Annotated in this window: 24 protein-coding genes and 4 tRNA genes; 22 read left to right on the plus strand and 6 right to left on the minus strand. The window is 58.4% G+C overall.

Features of this window, described 5'->3' with window-relative positions:
• Positions 1-118: 118 nt before the first annotated feature.
• The gene (locus ACQR3R_RS02485) at positions 119-781 is read right to left on the minus strand and encodes a M24 family metallopeptidase (protein WP_428270364.1); all 663 of its coding nucleotides are present in this window, start codon (positions 779-781) and stop codon (positions 119-121) included.
• Between the two features lie 153 nt (positions 782-934).
• Here ACQR3R_RS02485 and truA point away from each other — a divergent pair, with 153 nt between their 5' ends.
• From truA to ACQR3R_RS02580, 19 genes are all read left to right on the plus strand, one after another.
• The gene (gene truA / locus ACQR3R_RS02490; RefSeq protein ID WP_428270365.1) at positions 935-1,789 is read left to right on the plus strand and encodes a tRNA pseudouridine(38-40) synthase TruA; all 855 of its coding nucleotides are present in this window, start codon (positions 935-937) and stop codon (positions 1,787-1,789) included.
• 63 nt (positions 1,790-1,852) lie between these two features.
• Positions 1,853-2,470: a phosphoribosylanthranilate isomerase gene (locus ACQR3R_RS02495; protein WP_428270366.1), complete on the plus strand. Its 618-nt coding sequence runs from the start codon at positions 1,853-1,855 to the stop codon at positions 2,468-2,470.
• A gap of 182 nt (positions 2,471-2,652) precedes the next feature.
• Positions 2,653-3,573: an acetyl-CoA carboxylase, carboxyltransferase subunit beta gene (gene accD, locus ACQR3R_RS02500; protein ID WP_428270367.1), complete on the plus strand. Its 921-nt coding sequence runs from the start codon at positions 2,653-2,655 to the stop codon at positions 3,571-3,573.
• A complete protein-coding gene (folC, locus tag ACQR3R_RS02505) occupies positions 3,570-4,877 on the plus strand; it encodes a bifunctional tetrahydrofolate synthase/dihydrofolate synthase (protein WP_428270369.1) in 1,308 nt (435 codons plus the stop codon). The genes accD and folC overlap by 4 nt, the downstream gene beginning before the upstream one ends.
• Complete coding sequence (locus ACQR3R_RS02510) at positions 4,861-5,496, plus strand: SPOR domain-containing protein (protein ID WP_428270371.1); 636 nt, start codon at positions 4,861-4,863, stop codon at positions 5,494-5,496. Before folC ends, ACQR3R_RS02510 begins: the two co-directional genes overlap by 17 nt.
• A 98-nt stretch (positions 5,497-5,594) precedes the next feature.
• Complete coding sequence (locus ACQR3R_RS02515; RefSeq protein WP_428270372.1) at positions 5,595-6,155, plus strand: CvpA family protein; 561 nt, start codon at positions 5,595-5,597, stop codon at positions 6,153-6,155.
• A gap of 41 nt (positions 6,156-6,196) precedes the next feature.
• Positions 6,197-7,702 carry an amidophosphoribosyltransferase gene (gene purF, locus ACQR3R_RS02520; protein ID WP_428270374.1) on the plus strand — a complete coding sequence of 502 codons (1,506 nt, stop codon included), beginning with the start codon at positions 6,197-6,199 and terminating at the stop codon, positions 7,700-7,702.
• Positions 7,703-7,763: 61 nt separating this feature from the next.
• Positions 7,764-8,975, plus strand: coding sequence for an O-succinylhomoserine sulfhydrylase (locus ACQR3R_RS02525; RefSeq protein ID WP_428270376.1), 1,212 nt, complete (start codon positions 7,764-7,766; stop codon positions 8,973-8,975).
• The gene (locus ACQR3R_RS02530) at positions 8,972-9,748 is read left to right on the plus strand and encodes an SDR family oxidoreductase (RefSeq protein WP_428270377.1); all 777 of its coding nucleotides are present in this window, start codon (positions 8,972-8,974) and stop codon (positions 9,746-9,748) included. Before ACQR3R_RS02525 ends, ACQR3R_RS02530 begins: the two co-directional genes overlap by 4 nt.
• Positions 9,749-9,989: 241 nt before the next feature.
• Positions 9,990-10,065, plus strand: a tRNA-Val gene (locus ACQR3R_RS02535).
• Positions 10,066-10,119: 54 nt separating this feature from the next.
• Positions 10,120-10,196 (plus strand) — tRNA-Asp (locus tag ACQR3R_RS02540).
• A gap of 95 nt (positions 10,197-10,291) precedes the next feature.
• Positions 10,292-10,368: transfer RNA gene (locus ACQR3R_RS02545), tRNA-Asp, on the plus strand.
• Between the two features lie 248 nt (positions 10,369-10,616).
• Entirely contained in the window at positions 10,617-11,126 is a 510-nt protein-coding gene (locus ACQR3R_RS02550) for a sigma-70 family RNA polymerase sigma factor (RefSeq protein ID WP_428270378.1), read from the plus strand.
• Positions 11,123-12,067: a FecR domain-containing protein gene (locus ACQR3R_RS02555; RefSeq protein WP_428270379.1), complete on the plus strand. Its 945-nt coding sequence runs from the start codon at positions 11,123-11,125 to the stop codon at positions 12,065-12,067. Before ACQR3R_RS02550 ends, ACQR3R_RS02555 begins: the two co-directional genes overlap by 4 nt.
• A gap of 67 nt (positions 12,068-12,134) precedes the next feature.
• Positions 12,135-14,558 (plus strand): TonB-dependent siderophore receptor, encoded by a 2,424-nt coding sequence (locus tag ACQR3R_RS02560; protein WP_428270381.1) that lies wholly within the window; start codon positions 12,135-12,137, stop codon positions 14,556-14,558.
• 236 nt (positions 14,559-14,794) lie between these two features.
• Positions 14,795-17,626, plus strand: coding sequence for a molybdopterin cofactor-binding domain-containing protein (locus tag ACQR3R_RS02565; RefSeq protein WP_428270382.1), 2,832 nt, complete (start codon positions 14,795-14,797; stop codon positions 17,624-17,626).
• Positions 17,619-18,158: a 2Fe-2S iron-sulfur cluster-binding protein gene (locus ACQR3R_RS02570; RefSeq protein ID WP_428270384.1), complete on the plus strand. Its 540-nt coding sequence runs from the start codon at positions 17,619-17,621 to the stop codon at positions 18,156-18,158. Before ACQR3R_RS02565 ends, ACQR3R_RS02570 begins: the two co-directional genes overlap by 8 nt.
• A gap of 2 nt (positions 18,159-18,160) precedes the next feature.
• Positions 18,161-19,396 (plus strand): c-type cytochrome, encoded by a 1,236-nt coding sequence (locus ACQR3R_RS02575; RefSeq protein ID WP_428270386.1) that lies wholly within the window; start codon positions 18,161-18,163, stop codon positions 19,394-19,396.
• Between the two features lies 1 nt (position 19,397).
• Positions 19,398-20,369 carry an XdhC family protein gene (locus tag ACQR3R_RS02580; RefSeq protein ID WP_428270388.1) on the plus strand — a complete coding sequence of 324 codons (972 nt, stop codon included), beginning with the start codon at positions 19,398-19,400 and terminating at the stop codon, positions 20,367-20,369.
• A 29-nt stretch (positions 20,370-20,398) separates the two neighbouring features.
• Here the strand turns inward: ACQR3R_RS02580 and ACQR3R_RS02585 are convergent, their stop codons facing one another.
• The gene (locus ACQR3R_RS02585) at positions 20,399-21,295 is read right to left on the minus strand and encodes a LysR substrate-binding domain-containing protein (protein ID WP_428270390.1); all 897 of its coding nucleotides are present in this window, start codon (positions 21,293-21,295) and stop codon (positions 20,399-20,401) included.
• 116 nt (positions 21,296-21,411) lie between these two features.
• Here ACQR3R_RS02585 and ACQR3R_RS02590 point away from each other — a divergent pair, with 116 nt between their 5' ends.
• Entirely contained in the window at positions 21,412-22,260 is an 849-nt protein-coding gene (locus ACQR3R_RS02590) for an oxidoreductase (protein WP_428270391.1), read from the plus strand.
• A gap of 42 nt (positions 22,261-22,302) precedes the next feature.
• On the opposite strand, the gene ACQR3R_RS02595 is transcribed toward ACQR3R_RS02590, so the two are convergent.
• Positions 22,303-23,586, minus strand: coding sequence for an FAD-dependent oxidoreductase (locus ACQR3R_RS02595; protein ID WP_428270392.1), 1,284 nt, complete (start codon positions 23,584-23,586; stop codon positions 22,303-22,305).
• A gap of 183 nt (positions 23,587-23,769) precedes the next feature.
• Between ACQR3R_RS02595 and ACQR3R_RS02600 the strand changes: the two genes are divergently transcribed.
• Positions 23,770-23,846 (plus strand) — tRNA-Val (locus tag ACQR3R_RS02600).
• A gap of 112 nt (positions 23,847-23,958) precedes the next feature.
• Here ACQR3R_RS02600 and ACQR3R_RS02605 read toward each other — a convergent pair.
• From ACQR3R_RS02605 to ACQR3R_RS02615, 3 genes are read right to left on the minus strand one after another with little or no spacing between them, the layout of a single operon-like run.
• Complete coding sequence (locus tag ACQR3R_RS02605) at positions 23,959-25,098, minus strand: tyrosine-type recombinase/integrase (protein WP_428270393.1); 1,140 nt, start codon at positions 25,096-25,098, stop codon at positions 23,959-23,961.
• On the minus strand, positions 25,098-25,331 hold the full coding sequence (locus ACQR3R_RS02610; protein WP_428270395.1) for a hypothetical protein: 234 nt from the start codon (positions 25,329-25,331) through the stop codon (positions 25,098-25,100). Before ACQR3R_RS02610 ends, ACQR3R_RS02605 begins: the two co-directional genes overlap by 1 nt.
• Positions 25,332-25,375: 44 nt before the next feature.
• Positions 25,376-25,777 carry a hypothetical protein gene (locus ACQR3R_RS02615; RefSeq protein ID WP_428270396.1) on the minus strand — a complete coding sequence of 134 codons (402 nt, stop codon included), beginning with the start codon at positions 25,775-25,777 and terminating at the stop codon, positions 25,376-25,378.
• A 348-nt stretch (positions 25,778-26,125) separates the two neighbouring features.
• Here ACQR3R_RS02615 and ACQR3R_RS02620 point away from each other — a divergent pair, with 348 nt between their 5' ends.
• On the plus strand, positions 26,126-26,275 hold the full coding sequence (locus ACQR3R_RS02620) for a hypothetical protein (protein ID WP_428270397.1): 150 nt from the start codon (positions 26,126-26,128) through the stop codon (positions 26,273-26,275).

A 26,275-nucleotide genomic window follows, 5' to 3' on the forward strand; every position in this document is an offset into this window, starting at 1 on the left:
GCTCCCTGGTCTATTGCCATCGCGAGCAGGCTCGCTCCCATAAGGTTTCGTTAGCACCGCAAGTCCAGTGTGGGAGTGAGCCTGCTCGCGATGAGGCCTTGGCATTCAACATTGAATCTCAGGCCAGCAAATCCTCATAAAACGCGCCAAACGGGCGGGTAGGGTGGGCGATCTGGATTTCCAGAATCCACAGCCCAACATTCGGGCAATCCTCGAAATCGCCCAAGTCTCCTGCGCGATAAATTGCATGCGGGAAGTCGCTGACACGGTGTCCCTTGATTTCCAGGTTCAACTTCCAGCCCATCGCCGCTGCCTGCTCGTCGGCGTAACGATACAGCTCTGCCCCAGCAACCTGGCGAGTGCGCCAGTGATCGTGAACCTGATCGAACAATGCCTTGGCCGCTGCTGCGCAGGCCTGCATTTCGGGATCGCTACCCACAACGAAGGTTGCGCCGGAATCGCCTTCATGGCGATCCCAGGCCACGCCAAGGTCGATGAAGAAAATATCGTTGTCAGCCAATACCGGATCGCCTTCGGAGCGCTGCTTGAAGGTCTTGAGGGTGTTTTCGCCAAATCGGATTTTCGAGGGATGCCAAATGCGGTCCATGCCCATTTCATTCAGCACTTCAAGGCTCATGCTAAGGGCCTCGGATTCGCGCATGCCGGGTTTTATGCGGCGGGCCATTTCGTCGATGGCTTCCCATGTCTTGCGCTTGGCGTGCAACATACCGTCCAGGCTGTAAGCCGGTCCAACAGCTTCTTTGAGCGTCGCGGTCATCATCAGGTCTCGGTGGTTTCGGTTTTTCGTTGTGTAGTTGTCTATATAGCGAAATCGACATGGAGGCTGCAATGGCACAAAAGCAACGCGCTGCTGGCGTCCCGGTACGGCGGCCTTATAATGCCCGCCTTTGCGCTTACTGTAGGCTGTTACTCCTTGGCAAATATAGATAACCCGGCCGCCGAACTGGCGGCCGACGGCTTTTTCCGGATCGCGTTGGGCGTTGAATACAAAGGCTCGCGTTATCGCGGCTGGCAGCGTCAAGCCTCCGGCGTGCTCACGGTGCAGGAAACCCTCGAAAAGGCCTTGTCCAAAGTCGCTGATTCGCCGGTGTCGCTGTTGTGCGCCGGGCGCACTGATGCCGGCGTGCATGCCTGCGGCCAAGTGGTGCACTTTGATACGCAGGTCGAGCGTTCGATGAAAGCCTGGGTCATGGGCGCCAACATCAACTTGCCGCACGATGTCAGCGTGAGTTGGGCGAAGGTCATGCCGGCGCATTTCCATGCGCGCTTCAAGGCTATCGCCCGGCGTTATCGCTATGTGATCTACAACGATCAGATCCGCCCGGCACATTTGAACGAAGAAATAACCTGGAACCACCGCCCGCTCGATGTGGAGCGCATGGCCGAAGCTGCGCAGTATCTGCTGGGCACACATGATTTCAGCGCTTTTCGTGCAGGGCAGTGCCAAGCCAAGTCGCCGATCAAGGAACTGCATCACCTGCGGGTGACGCGTCACGGCAAGATGATCGTGCTGGACATTCGTGCCAGCGCGTTCCTGCATCACATGGTGCGCAACATCGCCGGCGTGCTGATGACCATCGGCACGGGTGAGCGTCCGGTCGAGTGGATGAAAGAAGTGCTTGAGAGTCGCATTCGCCGGTCTGGCGGGGTCACCGCGCATCCATTTGGCCTGTATCTGGTGCAGGTGGAGTACCGCGATGAGTTCGAATTACCTGAGCGTTACATCGGGCCGCACTTCCTGACCGGGTTCTCGGAACTTGACGGCTGACGCCCTCGAACGCATTTGTTACCATCCGGGACTTTCACGGATTTGCCTTGGAGTTTTATCGACATGTCAGCCGTTCGCAGCAAGATTTGCGGGATTACCCGCATAGAGGATGCGTTGGCGGCGGTCGAAGCCGGGGCTGATGCCATCGGGTTTGTCTTTTACGCCAAGAGCCCACGAGCCGTAACGGTTCAGCAGGCGCGCGACATCATCAAGGCTCTGCCGCCGTTTGTCACAACGGTGGGTTTGTTCGTCAATGCCAGCCGCTGCGAGTTGGGTGAGTTGCTCGACGCCGTGCCGCTGGACCTGTTGCAGTTCCATGGCGACGAGACTGCGCAAGAGTGCGAAGGCTGGCATCGTCCTTACATCAAAGCGCTGCGGGTCAAGGCCGGTGACGACATCGCGGCGGCGTGCAGTGCATTTGCGAGTGCCAGCGGTATCCTGCTGGATGCGTATGTTGAAGGTGTGCCTGGCGGAACCGGCGAGGCGTTCGACTGGTCTCTGATACCGCAAGGCTTGAGCAAACCGATCATCCTGGCTGGCGGCCTTACGCCGGATAACGTCGCCGAGGCAATCGCCCGGGTCAAGCCTTATGCCGTTGATGTCAGCGGTGGGGTAGAGGCGAGCAAAGGAATCAAGGATCACGCAAAGATTCAGGCATTCGTCAAAGCGGTACGCGGTTGATGTGACGGCTGGCACACTGCCGCCGTCCACAGGCATGGCTGAGGGTTTTTGGGGTGTACGCAGGTCACGTTTAGCTGATCCGGCATCCCGTCAATCATCGCCGCACATATGAATTTAGCTCAAGGGCATACGCGGGGCTGCGAACCAGAGCGTTCGGGCCGCCGGTACTGGAGAAAGAAAGCATGAGCAACTGGTTAGTAGACAAACTGATCCCTTCGATCATGCGTTCCGAGGTCAAGAAGAGCTCGGTGCCTGAAGGTCTGTGGCACAAATGCCCGTCGTGCGAGGCTGTGTTGTATCGTCCGGAGCTGGAAAAGACCCTGGACGTTTGCCCCAAGTGCAACCACCACATGCGTATTGGCGCCCGCGCCCGTATCGACATTTTCCTCGACGCTGAAGGTCGTGCGGAACTGGGCGCAGACCTGGAGCCGGTTGACCGTCTGAAATTTCGTGACGGCAAAAAGTACAAGGATCGCCTGACCGCGGCGCAAAAGGCCACCGGTGAGAAAGATGCACTGGTGTCCATGAGCGGTTCGCTGCTGGGCATGCCCGTGGTGGTGTCGGCCTTCGAATTCTCGTTCATGGGTGGTTCGATGGGCGCCATCGTGGGTGAGCGCTTCGTACGCGCCGCCAACTACGCGCTGGAAAACAAATGCCCGATGATCTGCTTCGCCGCCTCGGGTGGTGCGCGGATGCAGGAAGCACTGATCTCGCTGATGCAAATGGCCAAGACCTCTGCAGTACTGGCGCGTCTGCGTGAAGAAGGCATCCCGTTCATCTCCGTGTTGACCGACCCGGTATACGGTGGTGTTTCCGCCAGTCTGGCGATGCTCGGCGACGTTATCGTTGGTGAGCCGAAAGCCCTGATCGGCTTTGCCGGTCCGCGCGTTATCGAACAAACCGTTCGCGAAAAACTGCCGGAAGGTTTCCAGCGCAGCGAATTCCTGCTGGAGCATGGCGCCATCGATCTGATCATTCATCGTCAGGAGCTGCGTCCGCGTCTGGGTAATTTGCTGGCGCAAATGATGGGCTTGCCGACGCCGAAGTTCGTCGCCGCGCCAATCGAGCCGATCGTAGTACCACCGGTGCCTGCCAACATATGACCCAACGAACCCTTGGCGAATGGCTCGTCTACCTTGAGCAATTGCACCCCTCGGCCATCGACATGGGCCTTGAGCGCTCGCAACAGGTAGCGTCCCGCATGGGATTGGGCAAACCGGCGCCTCGGGTGATCACGGTCACCGGCACCAACGGCAAAGGCTCTACCTGCGCATTCGTGGCTTCGTTGCTGCGCGCGCAGGGCTTGAACGTTGGTGTCTACAGTTCTCCGCACCTGCTGCGCTACAACGAGCGGGTGCAGGTGAATGGTGTCGAAGCCACTGATGCCGAGCTGTGCGAAGCCTTTGCTGCGGTCCAGGCCGGGCGCGGCGAGACGTCTCTGACCTATTTCGAAATGGGCACGTTGGCGGCGTTCTGGCTGTTTCAGCGGTCCGGCCTCGACGCCGTTGTGCTGGAGGTCGGTTTGGGCGGACGCCTGGACACGGTCAATGTGGTAGATGCCGACATGGCGCTGGTGACCAGCATTGGCGTTGATCACGTTGACTATCTGGGCGATACCCGTGAATCCGTGGCCTACGAGAAGGCCGGTATCTTCCGTCAGGGCGCGCCTGCGCTCTGTGGCGATTTAAATCCTCCCCAACCTTTGCTGGATAAAGCGCGTGAGCTGGCTTGCCCGTTTTTCCTGCGTGGGCGCGATTTTGATTTGGGTGTGACCGATCAACATTGGCAATGGCGTGGTCTGGATGCCCAAGGGCGTGCCGTGGAGTTGCGCGATTTGCCGTTGCTCGATCTGCCGATGGAAAACGCCGCGCTCGCATTGCAGGCGTACCTGCTGCTCGGATTACCTTGGGTTGATGCGCAGATTATTTATGCCCTGAAAGCCACCCGAGTAACCGGTCGTCTCGATCGACGTCAGGTGAACTGGCAGGGCAAGCGTTTGAATTTGTTGCTGGATGTGGGGCATAACCCGCATGCCGCTGAGTATCTGGCCCGGCGTTTGGCCAGTCGCCCGCTTGCAGGCAAGCGCTTGGCGGTGTTCGGCTTGCTCGCAGACAAGGATCTGGATGGTGTTGTCGGCGAATTGAATGCTAGTGTCCAGCAATGGGCTGTGGCGCCGCTGGATTCACCGCGAGCGCGCCCGGTGACCGATTTGCAGGCTGCATTGCAGAACCTTGGCGCTTCGGTAACGTCCTATGGCAGCGTGGCGGCCGCCCTGGAAGGGCAGTGCGCACTGGCAACGAGCGACGACGAGATTCTGTTGTTCGGATCATTTTATTGTGTCGCCGAGGCCCTTGAATGGTTAGCTCGGCGCTCCACGGAGGAAGCGGCAAATGGCATTGCTGGATAAGACATACAAACAGCGCATGGTAGGTGCCCTGGTTCTGGTGGCGCTGGCAGTCATTTTCTTGCCGATGCTGTTTTCCCGTCAGGACGAGCAGCGCCAGGTGACCGTTGACGCGCCGGCCGCACCGCAAGCGCCTTCGGTGCCGCCAGTGCAGGTGCAGCCGGTGGTTGTGCCCGAGCCGCAATCGCTGCCTCAGGAGCCGGTGCCGAGCGACGATGACATCGCCCAGCAAGAAGAACCGTCGATGCCAATTGCGCCAGTGGCTCCTGCGCCTGCGGCCAAACCGGTTGCACCTGCAAAACCGGTCACGCCGCCTGCCCAGCCGATCGCGCCAGCCCCCGGCAAGCCTGACACCACTCAAAGTCGGGTCGATGCCAATGGCTTGTCGATCAGCTGGTCGGTGCAACTGGCCAGCCTGTCGAGCCGTGAGAGTGCGCAAAGCCTGCAGAAAACCCTGCGCAGCCAGGGTTACAATGCTTACATTCGTACCGCCGATGGCAAGAATCGGGTCTTCGTCGGGCCGTTGATCGAGCGTGCAGAGGCAGATCGTTTACGTGACCTGTTGGGCCGTCAGCAGAACCTGAAAGGCTTTGTTGTGCGCTTCCAGCCTGAGCGTGGATAAAACTATCACTGCGATTTGAAATGCACTGACAATCGCAGCTTACCGATAAGCATGGGCTCTGCTAAAATGCGCCGCCTTATCCGTCTGTAGGCTGCACTGTGCCATTTACCTGGGTTGACTGGGCGATCGTTGCGATCGTCGCCATCTCCGCTTTGATCAGTTTGAGCCGCGGCTTCGTCAAAGAAGCATTATCGCTGGTGACCTGGATCATCGCAGGAGTCGTCGCCTGGATGTTCGGTGGTTCATTGTCCGAATACCTCACCGGATACATCGAAACGCCATCGGCTCGCGTGATCGCGGGCTGTGCCATCATGTTTGTCGCCACGTTAATCGTGGGCGCAATGATCAATTATCTTATCGGCGAGTTGGTTCGCGTCACCGGGTTGTCCGGGACCGATCGATTCCTCGGCATGGCCTTCGGCGCTGCGCGTGGCGTATTGCTGGTGGTTGTGGCGGTCGGGCTGTTGAGCCTGGGGCCGGTACAGCAGGACGGGTGGTGGAAAGAATCACAGCTCGTGCCAAAATTTCTATTGGTCGCCGATTGGTCCAAAAACCTGATTCTCGGGTGGAGCAGTCAGTGGCTTGCCAGCGGTATCAGCGTACCCGCTGAGTTGCCGTTCAAGGAGCACCTCTTGCCGACGGCCAAAACGCCTCAGTGAGTTGTGTTCAGTTCAGATCCATTAAGTAGGGGTTGTGTCGCATGTGTGGCATCGTCGGTATCGTCGGAAAGTCGAACGTTAATCAGGCGCTGTATGACGCGCTAACCGTCCTCCAGCACCGCGGCCAGGACGCTGCCGGTATCGTGACCAGCCATGGCGGCCGGTTATTCTTGCGCAAGGACAATGGTCTGGTGCGTGACGTGTTTCATCAGCGCCACATGCAGCGCCTGGTCGGTGCGATGGGTATCGGCCATGTCCGTTATCCAACCGCAGGCAGCTCGACTTCGGCCGAAGCTCAACCGTTTTACGTCAACTCGCCGTATGGCATTACGCTGGCGCACAACGGTAACCTGACCAACGTTGAACAGCTGGCGAAGGAGATTTACGAATCTGACCTGCGCCACGTAAACACCAACTCGGACTCCGAAGTACTGCTCAACGTGTTCGCGCACGAGCTGGCCCAGCGCGGCAAGTTGCAGCCTACCGAAGAAGACGTTTTTGCTGCAGTGACCGACGTGCACAACCGCTGTGTCGGCGGCTACGCGGTCGTGGCGATGCTGACCGGTTACGGCATTGTCGGCTTCCGTGATCCAAATGGTATCCGCCCGATCGTCTTCGGTCAGCGCCATACCGACGAAGGCGTCGAGTACATGATCGCCTCCGAAAGTGTTTCGCTCGACGTACTCGGTTTCACCCTGATTCGCGATCTGGCGCCGGGTGAAGCGGTTTACATCACTGAAGACGGCAAGCTGTTCACCCGTCAGTGCGCCACCAACCCGAAACTCACCCCGTGCATCTTCGAACACGTCTACCTGGCGCGTCCGGATTCGATCATCGACGGCGTATCGGTCTACAAGGCGCGTCTGCGCATGGGTGAGAAGCTCGCCGAGAAGATCTTGCGCGAACGTCCCGAGCACGACATCGACGTGGTCATCCCGATTCCGGACACCAGCCGCACTGCAGCGCTGGAACTGGCGAACCACTTGGGCGTCAAGTTCCGCGAAGGTTTCGTGAAGAACCGCTATATCGGTCGCACGTTCATCATGCCGGGGCAGGCCGCACGCAAAAAGTCGGTACGCCAGAAGCTCAACGCCATTGAGCTGGAGTTCCGCGGCAAGAACGTGATGCTGGTCGACGATTCGATCGTGCGTGGCACCACCTGCAAGCAAATCATCCAGATGGCTCGCGAAGCCGGCGCCAAAAACGTCTACTTCTGCTCTGCTGCCCCGGCCGTTCGTTACCCGAACGTCTACGGTATCGATATGCCAAGCGCTCATGAGTTGATCGCTCACAACCGCTCCACCCAGGACGTTGCCGATCTGATTGGCGCCGATTGGTTGATCTATCAGGACCTGCCGGACTTGATCGAAGCGGTCGGTGGCGGCAAGATCAAAATCGAGACCTTTGATTGCGCGGTATTTGACGGCAAGTACGTCACCGGCGATGTTGACGATGCCTATCTGAGCAAGATCGAACAGGCGCGCAACGATGCCTCGAAGGTCAAGAGTCAGCCGGTCAATGAAATCATCGGCTTGTACAACGATTGAAATCACCGGCCCTGAGGGGCCGGTTTTGTATCTATAAAAGATCAAGGCAAGGAGTGACAGCATGAGTCAGGATTGGGATGCCGGTCGGTTGGACAGCGACCTGGAAGGCGTAGCGTTCGATACCCTGGCCGTACGCGCTGGTCAGCACCGTACGCCGGAAGGCGAACACGGTGAACCGATGTTCTTTACCTCAAGCTATGTGTTCCGTACCGCAGCCGATGCGGCGGCACGTTTTGCCGGGGAAGTGCCGGGTAATGTCTACTCGCGTTACACCAACCCGACCGTACGCTCGTTCGAGGAGCGCATTGCCGCTCTGGAAGGCGCCGAGCAAGCCGTTGCCACGGCGACGGGCATGGCGGCAATCCTGGCGATAGTCATGAGTCTGTGCAGTGCTGGCGACCATGTGCTGGTATCGCGCAGTGTGTTCGGCTCGACCATCAGCCTGTTCGAGAAATACTTCAAGCGCTTTGGCATTGAAGTCGATTACGTGCCGTTGGCGGAGTTGGCTGGCTGGGATGCTGCGATCAAGTCCAACACCAAGTTGTTGTTCGTCGAGTCGCCTTCCAATCCGCTGGCCGAGTTGGTCGACATCACCGCGTTGGCGGAAATCGCCCACGCCAAAGGCGCGATGCTGGTGGTCGACAACTGCTTCTGCACGCCTGCCTTGCAACAGCCGTTGAAGTTGGGTGCCGACATCGTGATGCACTCGGCCACCAAGTTCATCGACGGCCAGGGCCGTTGCATGGGTGGCGTTGTGGCGGGTCGCAGCGAGCAAATGAAAGAGGTGGTGGGCTTCCTGCGCACTGCCGGGCCAACCCTCAGCCCGTTCAACGCCTGGATCTTCCTCAAAGGGCTTGAAACCCTGAGCCTGCGGATGAAGGCGCATTGTGCCAACGCCCAGCAATTGGCCGAGTGGCTGGAACAGCAGGACGGTATCGAGAAAGTCCATTACGCCGGCCTCAAGAGCCATCCGCAACACGCCTTGGCGCAGCGTCAGCAGAAGGGTTTCGGCGCCGTCGTGAGTTTTGAGGTCAAGGGTGGCAAAGAAGGGGCCTGGCGCTTTATCGATGCCACCCGACTGATTTCGATCACTGCGAACCTGGGTGACAGCAAAACCACTATCACGCACCCGAGCACCACGTCCCACGGTCGTCTGGCGCCGCAAGAGCGTGAAGCGGCAGGCATTCGTGACAGCCTGATCCGCGTTGCGGTCGGCCTGGAAGATGTAGCAGACCTGCAAGCCGATCTGGCGCGCGGCCTGGCTGCGTTGTGATCGAGTTGTCGACGCCGGGCACTGGCACCAATGGCCGCGTTGCGCTGGTCACGGGTGCCGCGCGTGGCATTGGCCTGGGCATTGCCGCTTGGCTGATCAGCGAGGGTTGGCAGGTCGTGCTGACCGATCTGGATCGGGTGCGCGGTTCGAAAGTGACGAAGGTGCTGGGCGAAAATGCCTGGTTCATCGCCATGGACGTTTCGAACGAAGGGCAAGTGGCGCTGGGAGTTGCTGAAGTGCTGGGCCAGTTCGGGCGCCTGGACGCGCTGGTGTGCAACGCGGCGATTGCCGATCCGCACAACATCACGCTCGAAAGCCTCAACCTGGCGTACTGGAACCGGGTGCTGGCGGTTAACCTCAGTGGGCCGATGCTGTTGGCCAAGCACTGCGCGCCATACCTGCGTGCTCACAGCGGGGCGATCGTCAACCTGACCTCGACCCGCGCCGCGCAGTCGGAACCCAATACGGAAGCTTATGCGGCGAGCAAGGGTGGCTTGTTGGCCCTGACGCACGCATTGGCGATCAGCCTGGGGCCGGAGATCCGTGTCAACGCAGTCAGTCCTGGCTGGATAGACGCTCGAGATCCCGCAGTGCGACGTGCCGAGCCCTTGACCGATGCCGACCATGCCCAGCATCCGGCGGGCAGGGTGGGCACCGTCGAAGATGTGGCGGCGATGGTCGCCTGGCTGTTGTCGAAGAATGCCGGTTTCGTCACGGGCCAGGAGTTTGTGGTCGATGGCGGCATGACCAAGAAGATGATTTACAGCGACTAGGGTGAGCGGTGTTCAACAATGACGTTGAATGTACAACCGCCTTCGCGAGCAAGTCGAATCGTTGCACCGCCGCTCCCACATTGAAATGCATTTTCCCGCGGGGTGGGGCGTGTTCGCGAGGGCGGTCTGTCTGCTGCCAATAGCCTGAATGACACGATTCTGTCTTTTTCAGAAAAACTTCAATCCTGCTATTGACTTAGCTTCGGTAGGTGCGTAAATTTCGCGGCCTCAGAGAAGCAAAGGGTGATTAGCTCAGCTGGGAGAGCGTCTGCCTTACAAGCAGAATGTCGGCGGTTCGATCCCGTCATCACCCACCACTTCTTGAGTATCTTGCGAAAGCAGGAAGGAAGCTGAAAAGCCTCCACCGACGCGCAGCGGTAGTTCAGTCGGTTAGAATACCGGCCTGTCACGCCGGGGGTCGCGGGTTCGAGTCCCGTCCGCTGCGCCATATTTACCGAGTCAGGCTTTTGTCTGGTTCGAGATTGAAAAGCCTCGAAGCTTTCCAGTCAGACGAGTTACTTGAGCGTCAGCTCAAAGCGATACGCAGCGGTAGTTCAGTCGGTTAGAATACCGGCCTGTCACGCCGGGGGTCGCGGGTTCGAGTCCCGTCCGCTGCGCCATATCTGCTACAAGGCCTACTGAACGCCTTGAAGCTACGAATAAAGCCACTGGCTTGTTCGAGTCGATAGCAAAGACCCTGGTCGAAAGACCGGGGTTTTTTGTGTTCGCAATTTGGCATTTCTGACTTATCCCTTCCTTCCTGCACACCTTTTTGCGTTCGTAGCGCACAAAGGGCTTTCTTCATGGTTGCGGTATTAATTAGAATCACTCTCATTTACGATAACTCCTTGGCACAGGCCTTCTTGAGATGAGTGATGCAGCGATGCCGAAGGAGCAAACCCTTCACGACCTGTACCGCGATCACCGTGGCTGGCTCGAAGGCTGGTTAAGTCGACGCCTGGGCAATGGCTGCGATGCGGCTGACCTGAGCCAGGACACCTTCATGCGCTTGCTCGCGAGCTCGCAGCGAATAGCCGATCTGCAAGAACCCCGTGCTTACCTGCTGACGGTGGGTAAGCGCCTGCTGAGCAATTTCTATACGCGTCGCAGCCTCGAACAGGCTTACCTGGCCGCGCTGGCAGCAATGCCTGAAGAATGTGCCCCGTCCCCTGAACAGCGCTGGCTGCTATTGGAAACCTTGCAAGCGCTTGATGAGTTGCTGGATGGTTTGCCGAGGCTTGTGCGGCGAGCGTTTCTCTGGAGTCAGCTGGAAGGCCTCACGTATCAGCAAATCGCCGAACGCTTGCAAGTGTCCGAACGCACCATCAAACGCTACATGGCGCAGGCCTACGAGCATTGCTTGATGGTGGACATGTGAGTGGCGCGGCGCCTGATGTACGTCAGGTAATGCGTGCAGCAGCGCAATGGCTGGCGTTACTGGAGTCCGGCGCTGCCAATGAGCAGGATCGAGCAAACCTGCAGCGTTGGCGAGAGACAAATTGCAGCCACGAACACGCCTGGCAGAAGGCGCAAGCGTTGCGTCAGCGTTTTGCCGAATTGCCTGCGACGTTAGCCATGAGCAGCCTGGATCGACCAGAGCCGGGTCGGCGTGTAGTACTTAAACGGGCATTAGGCGCAATAGCCTTGGTGCCGGCAGCCTGGCTGATCAGTCGTCAATTACCGTTGGATGTCTGGCGCGCCGACCTGCACACCGCCACCGGTGAGCGCAAAAAAGTTCAGCTTGCCGATGGCAGTTCTTTGCAGTTGAACACGGCCAGCGCGGTCGACGTTGATATGCAGAGTCGCCGACTGAAGCTGATAGAAGGGGAGATGTCACTGAAGGTGCCAGGTCCGTCACCGCTGACGATCCTGACCCGGTTCGGGCGTATTACGCTCAGTCAAAGTGAGGTCTGTGTTCGGCAAGACACGCGCGGCTGCCGGGTTTGCGTATTCGATGGCCTGGTGCAATTGCAACCGCTGCAAGGTCCGTCAATGGCATTGCGCGGCGGTCAGCAGGTTGAGCTGCAAACGGCCGGTGCCGGTGCGATAAGCCCATTTGATGCCCTGGCGCCGGGTTGGCGCGAGGGCATGTTGATCGCGAGGAACCAGCCATTGGGTGATTTCTTGCGTGAGCTTGGCAGTTATCGGCCAGGGGTGTTGCGTTGGGAGCCAGAACTTGAGGCATTACGCGTAACCGGCAGTTTCCGTCTGGACGATACCGATCGTGTACTCGCATTGCTCGCCGCCAGCCTGCCGCTGGACGTGCACTCACGTACGCGTTACTGGGTAACGCTGCTGCCGCGTAAAAATAGTGTGTAAAGGCTGTCCCCTTTTTTCGGGTCGCTTGTCATTCAAGGCATGTGAGCGAATCAAGAGAGCCTATTCAATGCCTGCAGTAACCCCTTTCGACGCCCGTCCGGTTTCGTCCCGTTTGCGTCCGCTGGTGCATCTCAGTTTGTTACTAAGCCTGAATGCCAGCCCCTTGTTTATCACCACCAGTTGGGCGCAAGACAGCGCTCGACGCAGTTATCAAGTGCCTGCCGGCAGCCTGAGCGATGCATTGACCCGGTTCGCCGGTCTGGCCGGGGTCAACCTTTCGGTGGACCCTGCACTGGTGAGCGGCCTGGCCAGCGCCGGGCTTTCTGGCGAATTTGCCGTGGATGAGGGCTTTGCCCGGCTGCTGCAGGGCTCCGGTCTGCAACTGCAACCTGTGGGCGAGCATGCCTACCTGCTGACCCCGGCACCGGAGGGTGGCAGCCTGCAATTGGCGCCTACCTCAATTCTTGGTGCTAGCGGCGCAGCAGACGCTGACGTGTTTGCCGGAGGCCAGGTTGCGCGTCGCGGATCACTGGGCATGCTGGGTTCGAAAGACTTCATGGAAACGCCGCTCAGCATTACCTCGTACACCAGCGAGACGGTGAAAAACCAGCAGGCTCGTACGTTGGGCGACCTGATCGCCAACGATCCTTCGGTTCGCGCGACCAACCCGGCGGGTGGACGTTATGAGCAGTTCACCATTCGCGGTTTCAGCCTGTTCAACAGCGATGTCGCTTACAACGGTCTCTATGGCGTTCTGCCGACCTACACCATTGACATGGAAATGGCCGAGCGCGTGGATATCCTCAAGGGTCCAAGCCAGCTCATCAATGGCATCTCGCCGCGCGGCAGTGTGGGTGGCGGGATCAACGTGGTGCCCAAACGCGCCACCGACACGCCCATCACTTCGTTTACCGCAAGCTACGCCTCCAATAACCAACTGGGAGGCGCTGTGGATGTGGGGCGTCGCTTTGGCGAGGATGACAAGTTTGGTATCCGGTTCAACGGGGTGAAGCAATCTGGCGATACTGAGTGGGATCACCAGAGTGTTGATCGCGACATGGCGGTGCTGGGCCTGGACTTTCGGGGTGAGCGCCTACGCCTGTCGACGGACGTCGGGCACACCGAGCGGGATACTGATGCCCCGCAGGAGCGCGTGCAGATCGGCGCCAATGCGAAGGTGCCGAACCCAAATGATGTCCGCCACAACTACGCGCAGCCTTGGAGCAAGGCGCGAACCAAAGACACTTTCGGTACCGTGAATGGCGAATTCGATGTCAGCGATTCGGTGATGCTGTACGGCGGTGTCGGTGCACGCAAAAGTAATCACGATTTCTTGCGGCACGCCGTTCCGGTCACCAATGACGCAGGCGATTTCAGCGTTCAATCGCGTGATTTCACCCGCGACGAAAATGTTCGTACGGCCACGGCCGGGGTGCGCAACTGGTTCCATACCGGTCCGGTAAGCCATGAAGTCAACCTGGCTGCCAGCTACTTCTACATGGATTTCGAAAATGGCGGTGCCCGTTATGCTTCGGCCCCCAGCAACCTGTACGACCGAGTGCAAACACCGACGCCCGTGAGACCAACGCGACAGGATTCAAAGGTCTACACCGAGAATCGCTTCAGCGGCGTGGCGTTGTCCGACACCTTGGGCTTTTTTGATGATCGACTGCTGCTGACCCTCGGCGCTCGCTGGCAGCGGGTGAAGGTTGACGACTGGACGGACAACGTTAAAGGCGACACGGCCTACGATGAGGAAAAGGTTTCGCCGTCGGGTGGCATCCTGTTCAAAGCGACCGACAAGCTGTCGCTGTACGCCAATTACATGGAAGGCCTGAGCCAGGGCAAAATCGCGCCGTCGACCTCGGTCAACGAAGATGAGATCTTCGCGCCGTTCATCAGCCGGCAGATCGAGGCGGGGGCCAAATACGACGCGGGTGCCTTCGCGGTGACCGCTGCAGTGTTCCGTATCAAGCAGCCAGCCTATGAAACCAACGCCACGACGCGAGTCTTCGGCCCGAACGGCAAGCGTCAAAACGACGGTGTGGAAGTGAGCGTGTTCGGCGAGCCGCTCAAAGGCTTCCGCCTGCTCGGCGGTGTGATGTACATCGACAGCGAATTGAGCCACACCACGAACGGCACCTTCGATGGCAATCGGGCACCTGCGACGCCCAAGTACAACGTTAACCTGGGCGCCGAGTGGGACGTGCCAACCGTGCGGGGCTTGACGCTGACTACCCGGGGCATCTACTCCAGTTCGCAATATCTGGACCAGTCCAACAATAAGGAAATCGACGCCTGGGAGCGGTTCGACGTGGGAGCACGCTACGCATTCAAGGTCGACGAAACCAACGTCACCCTGGGTGCCAATGTCGAGAACGTTGCCGACAAACGTTACTGGAGTTCGGCCGGTGCTTCAGATGACAGCGAGCCAGGCTTGACGCTATCGACCCCGCGAACCTATCTCCTGTCGGCCACTGTCGACTTCTAAGCCGACTTTGCATGACCGGTTTATTGCGGTGCAATGCCGCAATAAATCTGATTATTCGGTCAGTTTTTTTGTAACTGGTTGTTTTCTGCGAGCGCATAAACCTATAAAGTTAACCTTTCGGTCAGTTTTGCACTGTCATCACGCCCTTTGCTCCGTCCAAAAAGGGTTTCTGCACGACTCGAGATTTCCAGAACATAACCAAAAGGGCGGGCCCATAACCGTCCAGAGGATGATCCATGTCCAACCGTGATATATCCCGGCGCTCGTTCCTTCAGGGCGGGCTGGTAGCGGGTGTGAGCGTAACGCTGACACCGCTGAGCACCCAGGCGCTGGCTGCCTTGATGGAAAACAGCGTCACCGTGCCGTCCGAGCAGTGGATTGGCAACAATGGCAAGGCGCGCTCGCGTAATGACGCCTTGTCGAAAGTCTGTGGCAGCAAAGTCTTCGCGCGCGATATCCGCTCCAAGGACATGCCGGGTTGGCCAGAGCAGCAAGGCCACGCCATGCTGTTGAAAATCACCAAGGCCGACCGTCTCTATGCAGGTTATGACCTGTCGTGGCTCGGCGCTGATTTACAGCCTGATCGAATCGTCACGGCTGACGACCTGGAAAAGGACGGTATTGTTTTCCCTGAAGAACATGCCCCCGATCCGTTGCTGCCGGTGGGCAAAGTGCCGATGTTCATCGGTCACCCGGTAGCGATCCTGATCTGGAACGATTTCGAGCGTTTCCGCCAGGCCAAAGCCAAACTCAAGTTCAACGACAAAGCGATTCGCTACGGTGCTCAAGTGCCGTTCTACGAAAGCGATCCTTATGGCAGCTTCCGCTACGTGCGTGTCGGCGGTGCAACCTCGGCGGACGAGGATGAATTCGCCAGCCTCAAGGATTCGATCCTGTTCCCGATGCTGAAGAACCGTCGTCCGGTATGGAATTCGCAACCGGACCTGCATGGCAACCTGACCGAGCGCGGTCTGTTCTACGCCGACCGCATGAAGCAGCAAATCGACACCCCGCCAGATAACTGGCTGGTGTTCGACGAACGTTACAAAACCCCGTCGATCGAACCGGCAGCCATGGAGCCGGACAACGGTAACGGTTGGTACGACCCGGCCACCAAAACCCTGCATTTTGTAGTCGCCACGCAATGCCCGCTGGAGGCTGCGACTGAGACGGCGAAGATGATTGCACCGTCGCGTTTTGGCCTGGCCAACCTGAATATGCATCCGGGTTATACCGTTGGTTACGGCTCCAAAGACCACAACATTTTCGTCTACTACGCGGCCCTGGCGGCGTTGTACGGCGCTGGTGTGCCGGTGCGCTTGGCCAACGATCGCTATGAGCAATTCCAGAGCGGCATCAAGCGTCATCCGTTCGACATCCGCTATCAGTTGGCGGTGGATAAAAACGATCACAGCTTCAAGATTTTCCGCGCCGAGATGAGTGTCGACGGTGGTGGTCGCATCAACTACAGCCCTTCAGTAGCAGCGGTGGGTGCCACCGCGGCGCAGTCGATCTACTACATGCCGCAGAACGACTTGCAGGTGACGGCCTATCATTCCCGGGCCGTTGAAGCCGGATCGATGCGTGGTTACGGCACGCTGCAAAGCATGGCTTCTACCGAAATGATGGTCGATGAAATCGCCGGTCGTCTCGGTATCGATGCCATCGACCTGCGCAAGAAAAACGCCATGCTCTCGGGCATGAAAAACACCCAGGGCGCGATCCCGGCGGGTGCATTGCGCCTGCACGAGATTCTCGACAAGGCTGCCGTTCACGAGGTCTGGAAAAACCGCGACGCGATCAAACAGCAGCGCGAAGCACAAGACCCGGACAACTGGTATGGCGTGGGCTTCGCCATCTGCCAGAAAGACTTTGGCACGGGTTCTGAAGCGCCGATGGCCAGTATCGAATTTACCGCTGAAGGGCACATCACCCTGCGCCACATCGGTATCGAAATCGGCACTGGCATGTCGACTTCTCAGGCCTTGGTAGTGGCCGATTTCCTCGGCGTTCCGGCGACGGAAGTCAAGACCGGCGAGACCCAATGGAAAGAGTTGCAACTGACCAGCGGTGGCAACCCTTACATCATGAGCCAGGCCGAACAGGACACTTTCCTGCGCAACCCGCGTTGGGTTGGCAAATTGGCCTCGGCGTCGTCGGCAACCAACTCTGCGTATTACTTCAGCCACGCCACGCGAGAAGCGGCGCGCGTGCTGTTCAACCACGGCTTGTGGCCGGCGGCCCTGCAGATCTGGGGTCAGGGTCCTTATGGCGGTCAGGCCAATCCCTACGTGGTGCGTCGTGAAGATGCACATTGGGTGGACGGTAAACTGACCGCTAACGGCATGCAGCCATTGAGCTTTGAGCAGTTGGCCAGACACGTCCATGAAAAGGGCCTGGTCAGCGGCGCGACCGTGCATGGCTTCAACCGCTGGAGTTGGGCTGAAGCCGAGTACAGCATCGATGGCGTGCGCGAACGTCTGCCGCTCGATGGCTTGGCCGTCAAGTACGGTGATGGCGCACCTGGCGCGAAAAAGGCGTTGATGAACAGCGCCGGTTTCCACCTGCTGGATCGGCAGAATGTGCATTACCCGGACACTCAGTTGAACAACGCGGCGGTGACGTACTACAGCCCTGTTGCGACGCTGGTGGAATTGAAAGTGAACAAAGGTTCGGCCGAGGTTCAAGTGCTTAACCATCACTCGTGGGTCGAGTGCGGTCGGGTGCTGGTTGAGGAGTTGGTCAAGGGTCAGCTCGAAGGCGGAATCGCCATGGGCATCGGCCACGCGTTGCTGGAAGAGATGCCGCTGTACGAAGGCGGGCCGGGGGAGGGCGACTGGAACTTCAACCGCTACCGCTTGCCGATGGCGCGCCACGTCGCGGTCTGGAACCAGACAGCCGAGATCCTGCCGCCGTTGTCGCCGAGCGATCCATCGAAGGGTATTGCCGAAGTGGTGATGATCCCGGTGGTCGGCGCAATCGGTAACGCCGTAGCCCACGCTATCGGCAAACGGGTCCGTGACCTGCCTATCACTTCTGCTCGCATCAAGGAGGCCCTCAATGGCTAATCGCCCGCTTCAACTGACCCTCAACGGTCAATCCGTCGGCCCCGTGGAAATCCCTGATGACCTGCCGATGATCGACTACCTGCACGAATACAAAAACCTTACCGGTTCGCGTTTGGGCTGCGGCCAGGGTATTTGCCATGCGTGTGTGGTGATTGTCGATAACCCTGACGGCACCAGCGAAGAAGTGCGCACTTGCATCACCGGCGCGCACTATTTCGAAGGCAAAAAAGTACGGACCATCGAAGGCCATGCCAAACGCGACGAGCAGGGCAAGGTCACCGAGCTGAATCCGATCCAACAGCGCTTCGTCGACGAATTCGCGTTCCAGTGCAGCTACTGCGCGCCGGGTTTCGTCAATGCCGCAACGGTGCTCGTCGAGAAGCTGCAACGCCAGCCAATCGTTAAAAGTCAGCTGGAAAAAGTCATTGAAGACAGTCTCGGTCATCACGTGTGCCGCTGCACCGGCTACGTGCGCTACTACAGCGCAACGCGCAATGTGCTGACCGATCTCGGCCTGGTCAAGGAGGGTTAAGCATGAAGCATTTACTTTCCCGCCTGGCATTGGCGGTGGGTCTGGTGGCGCCGGTGTTGCTGGCTCACGCTGATGATCAGGTCAAACGTGGCGAATACCTGGCCCGAGCCGCCGATTGCATGGCGTGCCACACCGCGCCGGGTGGCGCGCCGTATGCGGGCGGCCTGCCGATTGTCTCGCCGTTCGGGACGATTTATGGCACCAACATCACCCCGAGCAAAGAGCACGGCATTGGCCTGTACAGCGATGACGAATTCTTTGCGGCACTGACCGAAGGCAAGCGTCGCGATGGCGCGAACCTGTACCCGGCGATGCCCTACACCTCGTATCACTTGATGCCGCGTGAAGATTCGGACGCGATTCACGCGTACCTGAAAACCATCGAGCCGATCGAGCGTGCCGCACCGGTGACCAGCCTGAGCTTTCCGTTCAACGTGCGTCTGGGGCTGATGGGCTGGAACATGCTCTACGGCAAGGACGTGAAACTCGCGTCTACCGAGGGCAAAAGCGAAGCCTTCAAGCGTGGCCAATACATGGTCGATGTCTTGGGTCACTGCGGCGAATGCCATACGCCACGCGGTTTGCCGGGAGCGATGCAGCAGGACAAACGCCTGACCGGTGGCCTGCTCAACGGCTATCTGGCACCCAGCCTGTTGGCCAACGACCTGGCGGCACGTGGCTGGAATCAACAAGACTTGAGCTCGTTCCTCAAGCACGGGATGAGCGCCCAAGGCACCATGTTCAACGAGATGTTCCCGGTGTTCCACAACAGCACCCAAGGCTTGAATGATCAAGACTTGGCGGCAATGGCAACCTTCCTGCTCGGCGATCAACCGCCCGTCGCGAAGGTGCTGACCGAGGTGCCGCTGGACAAGCTCGGTGCCAGCGCCCAGCGCGGTCGCCAGGAGTACCTGAACGTCTGCGCCGGTTGCCATGCGGTCGACGGCGAGGGCAAACCGCATATCGCCGTAGCGATGCGCGGCAACACCACGTTGCGTCTGGACGATCCGCGCAACCTGCTGCGGGTGATCGAGGACGGCATCGGCGAACAGAAATTTACCGGTTTCGAACGCATGCAACCGATGCCGGGCTTCGCTGACAAACTCAATCACGAACAACTGACCGACCTGTTGAACTACTTGCGTCAGGGTTGGGGTGGGCAGTCGAGTGAACTGGCGGTTGGCGACGTGCAGAAGCTGCAAGCCGATGCTCCGCCGGCCGAGCACAAGGCGCACTGACATGCAGCATCTCGATCTGCAAGTGATTCGTCGGGCGCTGGAGTGGTCTGCCTCCGGCCAGCGCATCTGGTTGTGCACGGTGCTCGCCACTTACGGTTCGGCGCCGCGTGCGCCAGGTTCGCTGCTGGCGGTGACTGCGGCGGGGCATTGGATCGGCTCATTGTCCGGCGGTTGCGTTGAGGAGGACTTTCTCGAACGTGTCGCCGAGGGTGCTTTTCTGGAGCCTGTTTGCGTGGTGCGCTACGGCGAGGGCGATGACCCGCGTTCTCGAGTGAGCCTGCCGTGTGGCGGCATTCTCGATGTGCTGGTGGAGAAGCTCGATCCGGAGTGTGAGGTGCAGGCTCATTTGCGCGAACTGGAGTCGGCGCTGTTGGGCCAGCGTCGGTTGATCCGTGAAGTCGACCTGGCCAGCGGGGCGCGCAGTCTGTTTGCCGACCACGAACAGGGCGCACGCATCGAACGTGAGGTTGATCGGGTTCGCGTGCGGGTCGGTGCTGCTCAACGGTTGCTGTTGGCGGGGTATTCCAGTGTCGCTCAAGCGTGCGCTGAATTCGCCGTCGGGTTGGGTTTCGAGGTGATTCTGTGCGATCCGCGTGACGAAGTGCTTGAAGGTGTGGTGCTGGCGAATGTCGAGATTCGTCGGCAGTTGCCTTCAGTGTTTATCGCCGACGGTGGTTGTCACAGTGATACCGCCGTGGTCGCGTTGACCCACGATCCGCGCATCGACGACTTGGCGATGATGGAAGCGGTGCGCACCGAGGCGTTTTACATCGGCGTGATGGGCTCGATGCAAACCTCGCAGAAGCGCTTCGAGCGGCTGCGGCGCATTGGCGGTTTGGGCGATACCGAACTCGCGCGAATTCACGCCCCTATCGGGCTGAACCTGGGCAGCAAGACACCGTCGGAAATCGCCTTGGCGGTGCTGGCTGACATCCTGCGGATTCGCAGCGGCATCCCACGATCCCGGCTCTAAAGCGCTGTCCTGTAGGAGCAAGCTTGCTCCTACAGGGGATCGTTAGCTTTTAGAAAATCAATGAACGCACGTAGCTTCTTCGGCGTGTTGTTTCGTTCGAAGTAGTACAGAAACATCGTGCCTGTCGGCACCCATTCGTCCAGTACGGACACCAGCTCACCGCTTTCCAGATGCGCGACAACCGGCAAATGGGAGAGGTACGCGAAACCAAATCCGTCCAGTGCCGCCCTCAACAACAGTTCGCTGTCATTGGTGGCCAATCGTCCTCGCACGGCGATCCGCGTCTGTTTGCCGTCCTTTTCAAAATCCCAGCGGGGCATCGCACCTGATGCTGCGCTGCGATAGTTCAGGCAATCATGCTGCAATAAATCTTGCGGATGCTGCGGCAGCTTCCGACCTTGCAGGTACTCGGGTGAGGCAACCACCACAAACCGCATGTTCGACAAAACCGGCACCACCACCATGTCTTCCGCCAGCACATCGTCATATCGAATGCCAGCGTCGAAGCCTTTGGTGACGATGTCGATCAGGCTGTTGTCCACTGCCACTTCAAGGTTGATCCCGTGATGCGCCAACAGAAACTTGCGCAACAGCGGTTGCAGAATCAGCCGGCTGGCGGTCGAGGGAACGCTGAGGCGCAACGTGCCGGCGACCGCATCGCCGGCGATTGACGCGGTGCGCAAGGCGAAGGTCAGATCTTCCATCAGCGGTGCGATCTTGGCGATCAGTTGCTCGCCGGCTTCGGTGACGTTGACGCTTCGAGTGGTGCGGTTCAGCAGTTGCAAGCCCAATTGCTTCTCCAGCGCACGCACGGCATGGCTGACCGTGGACACTGAAAGCCCCGTCGCATCCGCCGCGCTAGTGAAGCTTTTTGCCTGGGCAACGTGCATGAAGAGGCGAAGTTGCTGGAAGTCGGGATCTTTCATTGTGTGGTTTTTCCGGAAAGGGCTTGCAGATTATGACTCTTTTTAGGAAAGCCATACGTGTCCATACTGCATGGCATGGCTCGCATCAGTGAGCAACACCCTGGAGGAAGATCAGCATGACTGCATCGACAGTAAAACCGGTCTGGTTCATCACCGGCTGTTCAACAGGTTTTGGCCGTCAACTGGCCTTGCACACGCTAAGCCTCGGATACCCGACAGTGGTCACGGCGCGTAATCCGGCGCAGGTCGAAGACATCGTCAAAGGCCACGAAGACAATGCGTTGGTGTTGACGCTGGACGTTACTGATCCGGCGCAAATCAAAGCCGCCGTGGAGGCTGCTCACGCGCGTTTCGGTCGTATCGACGTGCTGGTGAACAACGCCGGCGTCGGCTATTTCGGCTCGTTTGAAGAAAGCGATCTGGACGAAGTTCGCAAGATGATGGAAATCAACGTCTGGGGTTTGGCGCAGATGACGCGTGCGGTGTTGCCCGGCATGCGCGAAAAACGCAGCGGTACGGTGGTCAATATTTCTTCGGTGGGCGGGATTGTCGCGTTCCCGGCCGTGAGTTTTTATCACGCCACCAAGTTTGCGGTAGAAGGCATGTCCGAGTCGCTGGCCCAAGAGGTCGCGCCACTGGGCATAAAAGTGTTGCTCGTCGAACCGAGTGGTTTCCGCACCGATTGGGCGGGGCGTTCAGCCAATGAGGCAAGCCAGACCATCGACGATTACCGTGAGACGGCCGGTAAGCGCATGGAAATGATGCGTGGCTACAGCGGCAGTCAGCCGGGCGATCCGGTGCGAGCTGCGGTGGCGATCGTCAATGCGGTCGAAGCCGAGAATCCACCGTTGCGTCTGTTGCTTGGCAAAGCTGCACTCGCTGGCGGGCGCGGCAAGATCGAATCGTTGCGCAAGGATTTTGAAGGGTGGGCCAGTGTCAGCGAAGGGGCTGATTTCCCGAGCTGACAAAAAAAGGGCCACGTTGAGTGGCCCTTTTGCAGGGTTCTGTCAGTACCCGAACTTGTCCCGCAGGCCGTAGTACCAGGCGCCCAGCGCCGCGAATGGCGTGCGTAACAATTGTCCGCCGGGGAATGGGTAGTGCGGTAAGTCGGCAAACGCATCGAAACGTTCGGCCTGGCCGCGCAATGCTTCGGCCAACACCTTGCCGGCCAGATGCGTGTAGGTCACGCCGTGGCCGCTGCATCCCTGGGAATAGTAAATAGTGTCGCCCAAACGCCCGACCTGAGGAAGACGCGAAAGGGTCAGCAGGAAATTGCCGGTCCAGGCGTAGTCTATTTTTACGTCCTTGAGCTGGGGGAATGCCTTGAGCATTTTTGGCCGGATGATCGCTTCGATGTTCGCCGGATCGCGCGCGCCGTAGACAACGCCGCCACCGAAAATCAGGCGTTTATCGCCGGTCAGACGGTAGTAATCGAGCAGGTAATTGCAGTCTTCAACGCAGTAGTCTTGCGGCAATAGACTCTTGGCGAGTGCATCACCCAAGGGCTCAGTGGTAATCACTTGAGTGCCGCACGGCATCGACTTGGCCGCAAGTTCCGGCACTAGATTACCGAGGTAGGCGTTACCGGCCACGATAACGAACTTGGCCCTGACCTTGCCTTGAGGCGTGTGCACCACCGGGTTCGCACCGCGCTCGATACGCACCGCCGGTGATTGCTCATAAATGGTCCCGCCCAGTAACTCCACGGCCGCCGCTTCACCCAGTGCCAGGTTCAGCGGATGAATATGCCCGCCACTCATGTCGAGCATGCCGCCAACATATTGATCGCACCCCACCACTTCACGAATACGCTGTTGGTCCATCAGCTCTAACTGCGTATGACCAAAACGCTCCCACAGACGCTTCTGCGATTGCAGGTGGCCCATCTGCTTGGCGGTAATGGCGGCAAATACGCCGCCGTCCTTCAAGTCGCACTGGATATTATATTTGGCGACCCGCTCACGAATAATCCGCCCACCTTCAAACGCCATTTGCCCCAACAGCTGGGCCTGCTTGGGACCGACGCTACGCTCGATCACATCGATATCGCGGCTATAGCTGTTAACGATCTGGCCGCCATTGCGACCCGATGCGCCGAACCCTACCTTGGCCGCTTCGAGCACCGTCACCCGAAAACCGTGCTCCAGCAGAAACAGGGCAGAAGACAAACCGGTATAGCCGGCCCCGATCACACAGACATCAGTCTCTACGTCATCCTGCAACGCTGGACGCTCAGGCGCCGCGTTGGCCGATGCAGCGTAATAGGACTCTGGGTAAGGGGTGTTTGCCATCCTGCAGCCTCTGTTTAATATATTTTACGTGTGCGCCGATCCTACCCCAGTTAAAAATCAGCCGCCAGCCGCCGCAAAATCTTCTTTGTCATGAAGAAATTAAATATTTTGCATATTCATAGGGTTAGCTCGAAAAAAGGTGTTGACACCCCTTCGGAATTCCGTAGAATGCCGCCTCACAGCAGGCACGTAGCTCAGTTGGTTAGAGCACCACCTTGACATGGTGGGGGTCGTTGGTTCGAGTCCAATCGCGCCTACCAAACAAAATCCGCTCTGCTGGGCGGTCTAGAAGGGCTCACCGAAAGGTGGGCCCTTTTTTGTTGGGTGTCGTTTGGAAAAACGTTGGAAACGTTTTGGAAAAACGAACCACCGTCACAGCGTCAAATCGGCCTTCACCTTCATGTACACCACCGCGTCATCGCCGTGGCCCGCCTGGTAATGTTCCGTCATCTTCACGTCGGCGTGACCCATAAGCCCCTGTATGTATTCCTGTGCAAAACCCTGCTGCTCGTACAGCCATGCGCCGAGTGCTCGAATCTCGTGAAAGGTGGGGCGCTCGCCTGCTGGCAATTCCTCGTATGCCTTTGAGTCGTCGCGCGCCTGGGCAAATGACTTGGTCAGGTAGTCCGCGGTTACCGCGTTCCAATGTAGCTTCGCATCCAGCTGGGCGCGTTTTCGGGCCTTGGGCGAGTAGTGGATTAGGTATGGGCAGACAACCGGTGACCGGATGCACTCCATGACGACCTCCCGCAGCGCTTTGCCCATGACTATTTCCAAGTGCACGGGCTTCCCGTAATTCTGCGTCTTCCCGGGCGATACCTTGATGGTGTTCTGATCGACGTCTACGGCCGATTTTGGCCACATCACGATATCTTCCCGCCGCTGAAGACTCAGCAATCCCAGTCGGATGGCTCGCTTCAGCCAGATCGGCGTCCCCACGTACTCCAGAATCTTGTTCAGCCCCTCGACTGTATGACGCTGGCGTTTCTTCTCGGCCTCTTTCTTCACCAGGGTCAACTCAGCCGAGTTGCGCTCGCAAAGACCCTTGGCCACGGCGAACGCGAATACTTGGACAAGCAGGCCCCGGTGCTTTGTATAAGCGTTGTTCTCGAAACCATCCAGATACTCCGCGATTGTGAGCACATCGAGTTGGCCTACCATCCTGTCTCCCAAATCCTCCTTGTAGCGTGCCAGTTTGAATTTGATCTCCTTGAGAGTTCGTTCTGCATATCCGCGCCCGATTAACCATTCCGTTTCGAAACGCTCGAGCAGATAAGTAAACGTCGGGGCTCTTTCACCCGTGAGTACCGCAAGCAGCGCGCCATCTGAATCCAGTAGCGGCTGAAGCTTGGAGTTCGCCATTTTTGCGAGCTTTACAGCATCAGCTTTAGGTTTGTTGATGCTGGTACGCTTTCCAGTGATCGGGTTGCGGTAAATAAAATATTTACCGTTTGGGTAAAGATTCTCTGGAAGTCCCCGGTTTGAGACGTCCCGGCCGCGCGGGGGAGCCATCAGCCCACCTCCATCATTCTAGCGAGCAGTGGATCGTCTGAGCCCATCACGGCCGCCTGCAGATCAACGAAATACATCCCGCCTTTTACCTCTCCAATCACTTCGCCTTCCTCAATCCATTTCTTCAATTGCTGCAGGCTAGGCTTTCCGCCTACGTACCGCAGTTTCCTGTATTCGCCTGCCTCCATGAGGCGCGGCAGTTTGACCGTAATCTGGGCCAGAACTTTTGCCATGATGATGCTCCATGCCGCGCGTGGCGGCAGAAGGTGGGGAAGGGTTACGCCGACCGGCGCCCGTTTTCTTTCTGGCGCTCTACGTCGATTTGTTCATATAGGGCATCGATTTTTTTACTTTTTCTGTCGATGGCCTGAGACCGCTTGATGTGCTCTGACATGGCCTTGTCATAAGGCTCTATCAGTTTGAACAGTCGCATTTTCTCTTCGGGGTCTTTTGAATCGTTGAACCTGGCGGCCAGATCATCACGCTGCTTGAAATTCACTCCATCAAGTGCGCGATTTTCCTTTTGCATTTCCTCAAGCACTTCGGCCGACTGCCGCTCCCAGTGCAGATACAAAATATCGCTTCGTTTGGGGCGCGAGAACTGGCGGCTTCTGATCCATGCCACCAGGTCCTCCTTGGTCATTTCGTCGAGAACATCTTTTGCGGCTTGTCTGCTCATGCGTGCACGGCTCCGCCCGCCGTTCACAGGCAGGCTCGTAGGTGAAAAGGGGGGTTAGATCGATCCGCTACTACGCCCCGCCAGATGCGAAAAAAGTAATTGCGACTGTTTTAGCTTTCTGATCAGGAAAGGGCGTACAACTGGGAGTCAGCCCTTTGATAAGTGTGAAACGAAATGCATCCGCTAAAGCAGCGACAGCGAGTTTTCTGGGAGTGGTCGGATTGCGCGCTGCACACTCGTTGTCACGACGGTATCTTTGAAGATGGGGGTCAGCTCGACGTCCAGGTTCGGACATCCCGTACTGGTGTAGTACAGCTTTTTATCGGTGTTTACTTGGGTTCCGGAGCAATGAAGTTCGAGGAGTACTACAAGGATCGTGTGGATGAAACTATGACTCAAGCGCTGGAGTGGGGCATCGAACGTGCATTGACTTTGACTTCCAGCAAATTAATGCCGCTGTCGTCATCGCCGACTCTCAGCGTTTACCACGATGCTTGA

The sequence above is a fragment of the Gordonia sp. IEGM753 genome, assembly GCF_050321825.1.
Lineage (GTDB): Bacteria > Pseudomonadota > Gammaproteobacteria > Pseudomonadales > Pseudomonadaceae > Aquipseudomonas.